This window comes from Lentzea indica, from assembly GCF_012184385.1.
Classification (GTDB): domain Bacteria; phylum Actinomycetota; class Actinomycetes; order Mycobacteriales; family Pseudonocardiaceae; genus Lentzea; species Lentzea indica.
Genome location: NZ_VSRL01000269.1, coordinates 1 through 11,573 on the forward strand (window position 1 = coordinate 1; position 11,573 = coordinate 11,573).

The 11,573-nt window shown below is 70.4% G+C and carries 11 protein-coding genes; 4 read left to right on the top strand and 7 right to left on the bottom strand.

Annotated elements, in window-relative coordinates; all coding sequences use genetic code 11:
- Positions 1–770, bottom strand: a 770-nt coding sequence (locus FXN61_RS40940; protein WP_223165822.1) for a hypothetical protein, incomplete at its 3' end; no start/stop codon positions are given.
- Between the two features lie 123 nt (positions 771–893).
- On the opposite strand from FXN61_RS40940, the gene FXN61_RS40945 reads away from it, so the two are divergent.
- The gene (locus FXN61_RS40945) at positions 894–3,533 is read left to right on the top strand and encodes an ATP-binding protein (RefSeq protein WP_167979246.1); all 2,640 of its coding nucleotides are present in this window, start codon (positions 894–896) and stop codon (positions 3,531–3,533) included.
- A gap of 165 nt (positions 3,534–3,698) precedes the next feature.
- Here FXN61_RS40945 and FXN61_RS40950 read toward each other — a convergent pair whose 3' ends face one another.
- The 3 genes from FXN61_RS40950 to FXN61_RS40960 are packed head-to-tail and all read right to left on the bottom strand — an operon-like array spanning position 3,699 to position 5,553.
- Positions 3,699–4,076 carry an ester cyclase gene (locus tag FXN61_RS40950; protein WP_167979247.1) on the bottom strand — a complete coding sequence of 126 codons (378 nt, stop codon included), beginning with the start codon at positions 4,074–4,076 and terminating at the stop codon, positions 3,699–3,701.
- Positions 4,073–4,495 carry a Dabb family protein gene (locus FXN61_RS40955; RefSeq protein WP_167979248.1) on the bottom strand — a complete coding sequence of 141 codons (423 nt, stop codon included), beginning with the start codon at positions 4,493–4,495 and terminating at the stop codon, positions 4,073–4,075. The genes FXN61_RS40950 and FXN61_RS40955 overlap by 4 nt, the downstream gene beginning before the upstream one ends.
- The gene (locus FXN61_RS40960; RefSeq protein WP_246292785.1) at positions 4,495–5,553 is read right to left on the bottom strand and encodes an MFS transporter; all 1,059 of its coding nucleotides are present in this window, start codon (positions 5,551–5,553) and stop codon (positions 4,495–4,497) included. Before FXN61_RS40960 ends, FXN61_RS40955 begins: the two co-directional genes overlap by 1 nt.
- Positions 5,554–6,121: 568 nt before the next feature.
- Between FXN61_RS40960 and FXN61_RS40965 the strand changes: the two genes are divergently transcribed.
- Positions 6,122–7,051 carry a hypothetical protein gene (locus tag FXN61_RS40965; protein ID WP_167979250.1) on the top strand — a complete coding sequence of 310 codons (930 nt, stop codon included), beginning with the start codon at positions 6,122–6,124 and terminating at the stop codon, positions 7,049–7,051.
- 3 nt (positions 7,052–7,054) lie between these two features.
- Here FXN61_RS40965 and FXN61_RS40970 read toward each other — a convergent pair whose 3' ends face one another.
- Both FXN61_RS40970 and FXN61_RS40975 read right to left on the bottom strand, forming a co-directional pair.
- Positions 7,055–8,086, bottom strand: a complete 1,032-nt coding sequence (locus tag FXN61_RS40970) for a CHAT domain-containing protein (RefSeq protein WP_167979251.1) — start codon at positions 8,084–8,086, stop codon at positions 7,055–7,057.
- Positions 8,083–8,355, bottom strand: a complete 273-nt coding sequence (locus tag FXN61_RS40975) for a hypothetical protein (RefSeq protein WP_167979252.1) — start codon at positions 8,353–8,355, stop codon at positions 8,083–8,085. The genes FXN61_RS40970 and FXN61_RS40975 overlap by 4 nt, the downstream gene beginning before the upstream one ends.
- A gap of 14 nt (positions 8,356–8,369) precedes the next feature.
- Here FXN61_RS40975 and FXN61_RS40980 point away from each other — a divergent pair, with 14 nt between their 5' ends.
- Positions 8,370–8,837 (top strand): hypothetical protein, encoded by a 468-nt coding sequence (locus tag FXN61_RS40980; RefSeq protein WP_167979253.1) that lies wholly within the window; start codon positions 8,370–8,372, stop codon positions 8,835–8,837.
- On the opposite strand, the gene FXN61_RS40985 is transcribed toward FXN61_RS40980, so the two are convergent.
- On the bottom strand, positions 8,783–10,198 hold the full coding sequence (locus tag FXN61_RS40985; RefSeq protein WP_167979254.1) for a hypothetical protein: 1,416 nt from the start codon (positions 10,196–10,198) through the stop codon (positions 8,783–8,785). The two genes, FXN61_RS40980 and FXN61_RS40985, sit on opposite strands and share 55 nt — an antisense overlap.
- Positions 10,199–10,250: 52 nt before the next feature.
- Here FXN61_RS40985 and FXN61_RS40990 point away from each other — a divergent pair.
- Positions 10,251–11,573, top strand: a 1,323-nt coding sequence (locus FXN61_RS40990; RefSeq protein ID WP_167979255.1) for a hypothetical protein, incomplete at its 3' end; no start/stop codon positions are given.

Consider the following 11,573-nt stretch of genomic DNA (forward strand, 5'->3'; position numbering starts at 1 on the left):
TCGTCGTTGGAGATCGCGGTCAACGCGGACTCCGGCAGGTTCGCCGCCGCCATCGCCTTGCGCAGACCGGCGACGAACTCGTCGTACCCGGCGCTCCACTCGGGCCTCGTGGGCTTGGACGTCACGACCTGACGCGGTGCCTTGAGGTCGTTCTGCAGGATCAACGGCGCCACGCGCAGCTGCACCGCGTCCGTGCCACCCGCCTTCAGCGTCACGGTGACCACGCCGTTCCAGACGGCCTTGTCCCTGATGACGTCCTTGCCCTCGAGCGCCAGCCTGGCACCCTTGCGCAGCTCGGCTGCGGTGAGCGTGCCGCTCTCACCCAGCGACGTCCACGTGCCGTCGCGCTCGACCCACAACCGGGCGTACCTGCCCTCACCCGCGCCGAGCGAGACCGTGCCGTCCTGGCTCACGTTGCGCGGCATCGTGCGCAACTGCGCGAAGTCCGCCACGTCCTGCGGCCCGTTGACGGCGTCGTCCTGAGCGTCGTTGCACGCCGCGAGCCGCTCGTCGACCGTGACGGCACGGTCCTTGAGGTCCTCCTCCGTGACCTTGCAACGCTTGGCGTCGTCGTCCAGGTTCGGCAGGAAGACCGCGCCGCGCTGAGGCGCCCATCTGGCCTTGCCCGCCTGGTCGGCCCAGTCGACGGTGCCGTTTCTGTTGGTGTCGGCGAGAAGCACCGCTCCGGGCGCCGCTGTGGCGGGCACGCCCGCGAAGATCACACCGGACAGCGCCAGCACGCCGGTGCCGACCGCAACACGAATTCTCACAAGTTCCCCCTCGTGATCATGTGCTGCCAGGCTAGGAGCTGCTCCACCCGGCCGCATCCTCCTTCAGGCGACTACGCATCCGCCTGTGGTTGTGGGCCGATCGGGTGACGTAACGTTCGGTTCATGCCGCCATCACCACGTCTCCTCGGCCGTGACGACGAGATCCGGTGTCTCGACGGGCTGATCAGTGCCGCCAGGGAGGGACGCGGCGGTGCGCTGGTCCTGCGCGGTGAGGCCGGGATCGGGAAGAGCGCGCTGCTCGGGCACGTGCGGGAGGCGGCGTCACGGTTCGGCGTCCTGGAGGCGTCGGGGTCGGAGTTCGAGAGCGAGTTCCCGTTCGCGGCACTGCACCAGTTGTGCGTGCCGCTGCTGAGCCATCTCCCAGAGCTGGCCGAAGGACGACGGGCGGCGCTGGAGGTGGCGTTCGGCCTGGCCACCGGCTCGCCGGACGTGCTGCGGATCGGACTGGCCACTTTGGACCTGCTCGCTGCTGCGGCCACCGAGAAGCCGTTGCTCTGTCTGGTCGATGACGCGCACTGGATCGACGAGGCGTCGGCGAAGGTCTTCGCCTTTCTCGGACGGCGGTTGCCGGCAGACCCGGTCGTGATGGTGTTCGCGGCCAGGCCTGAGGCGGGGCGCATGCTGGAGGCGTTGCCCGGCTTGGTCGTCGAGGGGCTGTCCGACGCCGAGGCACGCGCACTGCTCGCGGCCGATGCGGTCGACGACAAGGTGCGCGAGCGGCTGCTCGCCGAAGCGCGCGGGAACCCGTTGGCGCTGCTGGAGTTGCCCAAGGCGGGCGGCTTCGCGTTGCCGGAGGTGTCGTCGGTGCCCGGCACGATCGAGGCCAGCTTCCAGAGCAGGGTCGCCGATCTGCCGGCGGACGCGCGGTTGCTGTTGATCGTGGCCGGCGCCGATCCCACGGGCGAGCCGCGACTGATGTGGGCCGCCGCGCAAGAACTTGGAGTCGACGTGACGACGGCCGGTGCGGTGGCCGAGGCGTCCGGGCTGGTCAGCCTGTCCACTCGGGTGCGGTTCTGTCATCCGCTCGCGCGGTCGGCCGTCTACCTCGCTGCCGACGCTGCCGAGCGGCGGGCCGTGCACCTCGCTCTCGCCGCGGTGACCGATGCCCAGGCCGATCCGGACCGACGGGTGTGGCACCTCGCGCAGGCCAGCACGGGACCTGATGACGGGGTGGCCGCCGAGCTGGAACGGTCGGCTTCGCGGGCCCGGTCTCGTGGTGGAGTGGCGGCCGCGGCGGCGTTTCTCGAGCGAGCGGCAACGTTGTCGCTCGATCCGCGGCTCAGGGCCGAGCGAACGCTCGCGGCCGGGCAGGCCAAGTTCGACGCCGGTGCCGTCGACGTCGCCACTGAGCTGCTCAGCACGGTCGAGGTCGAGTTGCTGGACTCCTCGCAGCTGGCGAGAGCCGACCTGCTGCGTGGGCGTGTGGCGTTCATCCGCAACACCGAGAACGACGGGCCCGAGTTCGTCCTGAACGCGGCACGGCGCATGAGCGGTGTCGCGGCACGTGAGTGCGTGCTCGACGCGCTGGAGATGGGGCTGGTGGTCGGGCGGGCCAGCGGCGTCATGGACGTCGTGGTGCGTGAGGCCCGCTCGATGCCGCCGGCACCGGACGTGTTGAACGCGTTGGTGGTTCTCTCGACCGACGGGCATCGGGCCGCCGTTCCCTTGCTGCGTCAGGTGTTCGCCGATGACGGTCTGATGTGGACCCGGCATCCGGCGCTGGCCACGATGCTCGCGGGTGAGCTCTGGGACACCGAGGTGCACGCGAACGTCACCGAGTGGCTGACGAAGACGGGACGGGAGGCCGGGTCGCCGTTCGTGCTCCGGCTCGGTCTGGCGCAGACGGCGATCGTGGCCGTGCACGCGGGTGACTTCGGTACGGCGATGTCAGCCATCGCCGAAGAAGAGGCCGTCGCGGACGCGGTGGGAGTGCCTCCGCTGCCGTATCCACGGTTGCACCTGGCCGCAATGCGCGGGTCCCGCGCAGACCTGCTCAAGCAGATCGAGCACGCGACGCAGGCGGCGGCTCGCCGGGCGGGACTGCTGGTGGCCAACGCGCACTGGGCTTCCGCCGTGCTGCACAACGGGCTCGGGGACTACCCGGAAGCTCTGGCCGCCGCACGACGGGCGGTGGAGCCGGGCGATCTCTACCTCGCCGGTGTCGCCCTGCCGGAACTGGTCGAGGCAGCGGTCCGGTGCGGTGAGGAGAAGTCCGCGCTGACTGTCCTCGAGGATCTCACCGAGCGGACGTCGGCGGCGGGCACCGAGTGGGGACTCGGGGTCGCGGCCTCCGCACGGGCGCAGGTCTCCGGCGACGAGGACGACCATCGCCAGGCCGTGGAACATCTCGCGGCCACGACCGCCAAGCCCTACCTGGCGCGGGCCCATCTGCTGTACGGCGAGTGGTTGCGGCGGGCCGGCCGCCGGGTCGACGCCAGGGAACAGCTGCGGACGGCGCACGAGTTGCTGTCCTGCATGGGAATGCAGGCCTTCGCTGCGAGAGCGGCTCAGGAGCTTCAGGCCACCGGTGAGGTCGCCCGCAGCCGGTCCGCACAGGTCGCGGACGACCTCACCGCGCAGGAGCAGCACATCGCCAGGCTCGTGGCCACCGGCGCGACGTCCAAGGAGGTCGCCGCCCGGTTGTTCCTCAGCCCCCGTACGGTCGATGCCCACCTGCGGAACATCTACCGCAAGATGGGCATCAACTCGCGCCGGCAGCTGAAGGACCGGTTCAGCCAGTGAGTCGTTGTGTGGTTGTTGAGGCGTCTGCAAGTACCGCCAACCCATGATCGAATCGCCTCCGACTACGCCCAACTGGAACGCCTCCGCAGGCGCGTGCCATCACGAGTTGGTGGTAGTTGCACGCCCGATGACCTTGACTTGGCGGTACTTGCAGACGCCATGAAGCTAGGGTGACGGGACCATGCCGAGCTGCTGGGCGGCCCAGAGGCTGTCGGCGTTGGCCCAGTACTCCACGATCCTGCCGTCCACGACCCGCAGGATGTCCGTTCCGTAGAAGGAGATCTCCCCCGCCACGGCGTGCCAGCGCAGCACGTGGAACGGCTCCTGGACGATGGGTCCTACCTGGACGGTGAACTTCAGGCCCGGCAGGTTCTCGTGCGCGCCCCGCACCCACTCGGCGAGGTTCTCGCGGCCGGTGTGGTCCTGCGGCGGACCGCCGAGCAGCGGGGCGGCGTGCGAGACGAAGTCCTCGCTGACAGTGCTCTCGACGAGCGAGAGCTCGCCGTTCCAGAGGTCGGCCCAAGCCTGGGCGATGTCGCTCATCGGTTCTCTCCGTGCTGGCCGGGGGCAGCGCTGCCCGTGTACTCGCCGAGGCCGGACACGAGCTGGGTCAGCTCGGGGTCGCTGTCGTAGCGCTTCTGGTGCAGGGCGGCGATCTTCGCGCCCATCTCGGGGTCCTCGTCGTCGGTGATGTCGAACGACGCGAACTTGTCCACGAGCGGCAGGCCGACGCGGTCGGTGTTGCGGTGCGCCGGGTGGATCAGGTACTCCCAATAGCCTTCGAGGTCCTCGATCACGAACGTCGCGCCCCATTCGTACTCGCCGCCGAAGTCGCGGCCGACGACGAACGACTTGACCGACGGGATCACGCGGCCCTGGTTGCGCAGGCTCTCCAGCGCCTCCTCGATCTGTTCCGGCGAGGCGTCCCCGCGCAGGATGAAGCGGTTGCCGTGGTAGATCATCAGTTCTTCTCCTTGTGTCCCAGGGCGAGGACCGCCCCTGCGATGGTGGTGGTGACGACCCCGGTCCAGGTGAAGGCGGCGGCGATGCCCGCCGTCTCGACCAGGGGCGCGATGACGAGCGGTGACAGGAACTGCCCCAGGAAGATCCCGGCGACGAGACCGCTGAGCACGCGTCCCCGTTGCGCCGGCGGGGCGAGATCGGCCAACCGCAGGTTGAGGTTCGGCACGACCAGCCCGACCCCGACGCCGCCGACGAGCAACCCTGCGGTGACCAGCGCGACGCCGTTCGCGTAGCCGACCACCAGCCAGCCGATGCCGAGCAACGCGATGCTCGCGGCGGTGATCCGACCCTTCGGCAGTTTCGGGAACAGGAGCGCTCCCGCCACGCTGGTCAGCGTGCTGCCGGCGACGACGAACCCGATCACGGCGGGACCCGCGCCCATGTCGCGCAGCAGGAACGGCAGCTGCGTCGGCGCCATGTAGAACACGAGCGTTGCCACGAGGGCGAGCAGGTAGATCCAGATGGCCGGCTTGGGGAATCCCGTGTGGGCGGTCTTCTGGACTGTGCGCGGCTCGTTCGTCAGGCCGATGACCGAGGCGAGCGCAATGACGGCGGCGGCGCTGTAGAGCCAGAACGGCAGGCGCCAGTCGATGCCCGCGAGCACGCCGGCGAGCGGCAGGAACACCACACCGCCGAGGCTCGCGAAGGCTTGCTGGAACCCGAGGAACCTGCCGCGTTCCTGACCGTCGAACCAGTCCGTGATCAACGCGCTGACGGCGGTCATGACACCGCCGACGGCTAGGCCCAGCAGCGTTCTCGTGCCGAGCAGCACGGGGAGACTGGTCACGAAGAACCCCGCCGTGCCGCTCACCGCGTATGTCGCCAGGCTCGCGACGAGCAACGGCTTGCGCCCCACCCGGTCGGCCACCAGGCCCGCGAGCGGTGCGCTGACCGCGATGGCGAGCGAGGTGATGGTGAGTGCCAGGCGGACCAGCACGCCCTCGCCGTACAGCTCGCCCATCGCGGGCAGGCTCGGCGCGATGATGGCCGCGGCCATGATCGTCAGTGTGGCTGAGGCCAGGACCACCGCCCTGGCCGTTCGCGTTGGCGCGGTTCGTGTTGTCACGCTCCTACCTTCACGCCGGGCGATGGCCCTTCGCGTCGGCAGGAGTTGCGTAGATCGATCGCCTACGTAGAGCGGGCGGTGATCTGCCAAGATCGGCGGCATGGATGCGGGACACGCGCGTTACGGGGTCTTTCTGGACCCGCGGGCGCGGTTCGACGAGCGCACGGTTCTCGACGTCAGCGGCACGGACGTGTCGGTAGCGGCAGTCGCCGAGGCGCTGGAGGCCCTGTACCGCGCGGAACCGGGCCTGGACCAGGTGACTCTCGCGGTCGGGACGCGACCGATCGGGGCGTGCACCCGCGCGTGGTTCGCGCGGCTGTCCGGGCGAGCCGCTGCACCGGCTGGGCGAGGGCGACCGCGCAGGCCAGCCCGGTGTCTCCACCCAGTTCGAGCTCCTGCGGTTCACCTGCGGGCAATGCGACCGGCGGGCGGTGCGGCTCACCTACGACGACAGGGATCTGCCGACCTGTTCCGAGCACGGGGTGATGGAGTTGCAGGGATGAAGTTCGAGCAGCTCGCCCGTCCGTTGAACGACGCGATGTCGGGCCGGTTCGCCCTGGTGAACTACCTGCCGACCGCGGCGGGTGCGGTCTGCGTGCTCGTGCTGGTGTGGGCCGGTGCTCCCGGCAGGCGGCTGGACTTCGGCGCGGCGTGGCGCACGGCGGGCAAGCTCGGTATCGGCGAGGTGTTCGTCCTCGTGCTCGCGGTGACCCTGCTTTCCCTTCTGCTGCAACCGTTGCAGCTCGCGCTGGTGCGGCTGCTGGAGGGGTCGTGGCCGCGCTGGACCGGCGCGGGGTTGTTCCGGTGGTGGCAGCGACGTCGGCGCCATCGCCTGGTTCGCACCGCGGAGCCTTCCTCCGAGGATCTCGCGGAAGTGCAACGGGCCGGGCAGGCGGCGACGCGGCTGCGGCAGTGCTTCCCGCATCACGAGCACTTGGTGCGCCCGACCGCACTGGGCAACGTGCTGACCGCCATGGAAGACCAGGCCGGTCGCCCCTACGGGCTGGACGCCGTGGTGGTGTGGCCGAGGCTGTATCCGTTGCTGGGCGAGCAGGTGCGGGCGGTGGTCGCCGACCGGCGCGACAGCATGGACCTCGCCGCACGCCTGTCCGTCACGCTGGGCCTGACTGCGGTGGTCAGCGCTGTGCTGCTCTACCGGGCGGGATGGTGGCTGCTGCTACCGGTCGGCCTGCTGCTCGCGGCACGGCTCGCGTATCGCGGCTGCGTGCAGGCGGCGCTGGCTTACGGCGAGGCGGTCGAGGCCGCGTTCGACCTGCACCGGTTCGACCTGTACCAGGCACTGCACCTGCCGTTGCCCGACGACATCGACGCGGAGAAGAAGGACAACCTGCGGCTGTCCGCGTTCTGGAGGCAGGGCAGGCCGGTGCGGTTCGAGTACCGGCACGAGTTCCCGTCCGACGAGGAGTGACGATCACGGCCCCAGGTGGAACCACTGCGCCCACCGCATGGGGTCGTACCGGTCTTCCTCGCGTGCCAGCAACGTCGCCTCGTGCACCGCGACCGCCGTCCGCCCGGGATCAAGCCCCGAACCGTCCCGAAGCCGCGAGTACACCGCCGACGTGAACTCAGCCGCCGACTGGTCCTCCACCGACCACAACGTGCCCACGACGTGCCGGAACCCGGCCGTCTGAAAGCCCGCCGCCACGTGCAGCGCCTCGTCGGGCACGTCGACCGCGCCCACCCCCGTGCGGCACGCGGACAGGAACGCCAGGTGCGCGCCACCCGGCACGGCTGCGATGTTGCCGAGCCCGAGCTTCCCGTCGTGCAGCACGATGCCGGACTCGGCGGGGTCGGCGAGGTTCTGCGTGGCGTGGCAGGCGAAGTGCGCGATGTCGTGGCCGGCGAGGGCGTCGGTCACGGCGGCGAGCGTCGCCGACTGTCCTCTGAGGACGGTCGGTGTGACGATCTCCTCGATCGCGCGGATCTCCTCGTCGACGCCGTGCAGCGTCGGCAGACCGGCAGCCTCCGGCACGGCCACCACCAGTACCGGACGATCCGGCAGTCGTTCGTCACCGGCACGTCCGAACATCCGGACGCTGCCCGCATAGGACGAGATCACCCGGTCCAGCACCGACTCGCCGGTGTCGAAAGAACCCGCAGCGTGCAACGGCAGCACCGACAGCAAACCCGTTGGGCTCCACCAGATCCGTGACGGCAGCGGGTCGAGCGCGTCCAGCACCGGCTTCGCGACCGAGCCCCACAGCCAGTCGAGCGTCTCCCGCACCTGTTCGAGCAACCGGACCTTCTCCGCCAACGGCAACCGGCGGGTTTCCAGCCGGGCCTGAGCGCCGAGGAACACGTGGGCGCGCGCGGTGACGTCCGGGAAAGTCAGGCCCTCCAACGGAACCGCGCGCGCCCCTGCCGGGCTGACGAGCAGCGCGTCGCAGCGGTATCGGCTGACGTTGACCACGACGACGGTCCGATCGCCCACGTCCAGGCTCATGTCGCCCAGACCTGACAGCACCTGCCGGCTTCGTCGACCAGTTCGAGCGCCCGTTCCGGCCGCCCGGTGGACACCGCCCAGGCCGCGGCGTCGTTGCCCAAGGACTGCCAGCCGCCGAGCAGGTGCTCACGGTCGGCACGGGTGATGCCCCCCGAGGCCAGAACGGGCAACAGGTCGACCACACCGCCGAAGCCCGCCAGCGCGGCCTCCGCATCGCCCATCTGCGCCCCGAGCCGGCCCAGACGCATCGCCGAGCCGCCGCGCACCACCGCGGGTGCCCCGCATGATCGACGGCCGCGCGCAGAGCGGACACGGCGTCAGCCCGGTCCCGGCGGTGGAGGGTGTGCTCGAACCTGTCCAGCAACGCCGACGCGAGACTGTCCAGCACCCATGCCCGTTCCGGTGCGTTGGCGGCACACTGCCCCAGGGCCTGCCGCTGCACGCTCACAGCTTCGTTCAGCAGAGCCAGTTCGTTGCGGCGCCCGGCGTTCGTGCGCAACGCCTGGCCCAGGTTGCACAGCCGGACGGACTTGCGCGGGTGACCGTCAGGGGTCTCGTCGACCGCCGCTCGCAGGGTCTCCACGGCCTCGCTGAGATCTCCGGCACGATCTCGCCGGATCAGTGCGACCGCCAGGCCCGACAGGACGTCGGCGCGATTCACGGAGCTGACACCGGTCAAGGCCGCCCGGTGCGTGGTCACCGCCTCGTCGAGGTCGTCAGGGGCATCGAACAGCTCGGCGTTGAACGATAGTGCGGAGGCCAGGTTCGACAACCACGACGACCGCCGCGGGTGATCATCCGGCACGTGGGCCGCCACCTGGCGCAGGTGCCGCAGGCGTCGATGACGTCGGTCCGCCCGCGGAAGTGCTCGAACCGGCGCAGCAACGCCAGTCCCAGCGCGGCGTTCGCGGCGAGGCCGTCCTCGCTGTCCACCGGCGACGAGGCTGCCGCCTCACGGGCGAGCGAGATCGCCTCGTCCAGGTCAGCGTCGTCACCGCGGTGGTCGAACCGGTTGCCCAGGGCGGTGCTCAGCAATGTCTGGACCTGCGCCCGCCACGAGTCGTCGGCGGTGACCGAACGCAGGATGCCGATCGCTTCGTCCTCGTTCTCGCCGGCGAGAAGCATCATGTTGGCCAGCGCCACGAGGTGCCTGTGCCGATCCCGGTGGTCCGGAGGCAACCGGTCGACGATCGCACGCCTCACGACGAGTGCTTTCGCTGCCTCCTGCGGCCCCGTCGGCGCACGCGACGACAGCGCCTCGGCGTAAGCCACCAGCAGCTCCAGCTCCGGATCCTGGCTCACCTCCACCGCCCTGCCCAGCACCGCGATCACCTCGTCGGCGTCGGTCAGCGCCCGGCTCAGCGCGAGGAGGTATGCGGGCAGCACAGGATCGTCGTCAGCGGTCCTGGAAGCCAGAGCGCGCAACAACTCCACGGCCTCGGTCTGGGGCGAGACCTTGGTCCGAACGTCCAGCACCGCGCCGAGCGCGTAGATGCGGTCGTCGCGCCGCGGATCGTCCCGTGCCGTCAGCCCGAGCGATCTCCGCGCGGCGGCAACCGATTCCTCCAGCAGCCACACGTGCTCCGTATGGGTCAGGAACTGCCGGTACACCAGCGTGACGAACGCGTCGAGCAGCCGAGGCTCGGCCTGCACCGCGATCCGTGCGCGCAGGTGGTCGACCATCTCTGCCAGTTGTTCCTGGTCACCGGACCTGTCGAACCGCCCTGCCACGTGACGAGCCCACTGGACAGCGGCGTCCACGGTGTCGAGCACGACCTGACGTTCCCCGTGGACACGGAGACCAACGGTGATCTGGCTGGGATCAGCGAGCCCGATGACACGCGCCAGGGAATGGCTGCGCAGGTAGTCGCCTTCGCATCGCCCTTTCGGCAGCGCGGTGTACCGGTACCAGTGCGCCAGCGCCGCGACCGCTACGGCTCGCAGGTCGACCACCTCGTGTTCGCCATCAGGACCGGTCTTCACCGCGGCCTGGACCGCCGCCTGGGACTCGTCGAGCGCGGCGTCGTCCAGCAGCGGGGCAGGGTCGCCGCCCGTCGTGAACCACCAGAGCCGTTCGGCGAGGCGCGCTCGGGCGTCGTCTCCTGGTGACAAGGCTTCCCCCGATCAGCGCTCCGGCACGGACAGGAGCTGGTTACATGATCCCATGCCGCCCAACCCTCCACCCAGTTCTCTGCTGGATCCCCGCGAAGGCATCGTCCAGGCGGACATCACCGCCTCCTTCACCGGTTTCCAGCGGGCGCTCGGCGTCCCCGCCACCGAACCGCCGGAGGAACTGCTGCACGCGGAGGGATTCACACCGCTCGAACTGCACTGTCTGGCATTGGACGCGGCGATCACGGGCGAGGCCGCCCAGACGCTGGAGGACGCCTGCGCTCACCTGAGCAGGCTCGAGCTCGCCCATTGGCGCACAACGGTGTCGGACGCCGGACTCGGCTTCGCCGACGACAAGATCACGCTCGCGCTGGCACTGGCCCTCCCCGCCCTGTTCCCCGTCGGGGACCAGCTCGGGGTTCTACTGGACGCGCTGCCCGCGTTCAACGCCAAGAAGTACGACCTCCGCCGCACCGCTGAGATCCTGTCCGACGTCTTCCCGTTGGAGCCGATCGCGTACGAGCTGGCCCAGGAAGCACTGAGCGCCTACGGAGAACCGGACAGGGGCGCGGACGTGCTGGTGGACGCGCTGCGCGCGGTCGCGCCTTCCGACCGCCAGCGTGCGGTGGAAGTGCTGTGCCGGCTGAGCGACGTTCCAGACGACATCGCGGCGCAGGCGGCGGACATGGCACTGTCACAGGCTTTGACCTCCGACCCCGACGGCTTCCTGCCCGCCGCGGCCCTCGCGACGAACAGCATGAACTCCACCCGGCTGGTAGAGCTGCTGGAACTCGCCTTCCCGGCGGCGAGCTACGAGGTCGCCGTCGAGGCCTACCTCAGCCTGCCCCGGCACGACTCACCGCACGCTCCAGCCGCGGCCCGGATCGCACTCGACCTGTTCACCCGCAACAGCTCGGAGGCCTCCCAGCCCGCTCCCGAGCACACGACCAGCGCTCTGCTCGACCTCGACCTCGCCACCCGGATGCTCGACGCACAGCGACCGGACGAGGCCGCCGCGTTCGCCCAGCGCGCGGCCGAGAACGCCGACACAGAACCGGTGCGTGCGCGATCGCTGATCATCCTTTCCCGCGCGGTCGCTGTGCTCGGCCACGCCAGGGACGCCCGCGACTGGGCCGACGAGGCCGTGGCCATCGCCCGTCCCCTCGGCGACGACGTCCTCCTCACTGACGCCCTGCAGACCGTCGTGGCGGGCAACCACGCCGTGAAGGACTACCACCGCGCGGCGGCCGCCTCTCTCGAAGCCGTTGAATTGACTCGGAAAGGCTCCGCCGAGGACCACGCCATCGCGCTGAGCCTGGCGTGCGCCGCGCACACGGACGCCGGGGAACCGGAACGCGCCGCCGAGTTCGCGGCG

Excerpts from the sequence above, each read along its gene's own strand:
- FXN61_RS40950 (WP_167979247.1), bottom strand. The coding sequence starts at position 4,076 with ATGAGCGACATCGCCCAGGCTTGGGCCGACCTCTGGAACGGCGAGCTC.
- FXN61_RS40965 (WP_167979250.1), top strand. The coding sequence starts at position 6,122 with ATGAAGTTCGAGCAGCTCGCCCGTCCGTTGAACGACGCGATGTCGGGC.
- FXN61_RS40945 (WP_167979246.1), top strand. The coding sequence starts at position 894 with ATGCCGCCATCACCACGTCTCCTCGGCCGTGACGACGAGATCCGGTGT.
- FXN61_RS40955 (WP_167979248.1), bottom strand. The coding sequence starts at position 4,495 with ATGATCTACCACGGCAACCGCTTCATCCTGCGCGGGGACGCCTCGCCG.
- FXN61_RS40970 (WP_167979251.1), bottom strand. The coding sequence starts at position 8,086 with ATGAGCCTGGACGTGGGCGATCGGACCGTCGTCGTGGTCAACGTCAGC.
- FXN61_RS40980 (WP_167979253.1), top strand. The coding sequence starts at position 8,370 with ATGATCGACGGCCGCGCGCAGAGCGGACACGGCGTCAGCCCGGTCCCG.
- FXN61_RS40960 (WP_246292785.1), bottom strand. The coding sequence starts at position 5,553 with ATGGCCGCGGCCATCATCGCGCCGAGCCTGCCCGCGATGGGCGAGCTG.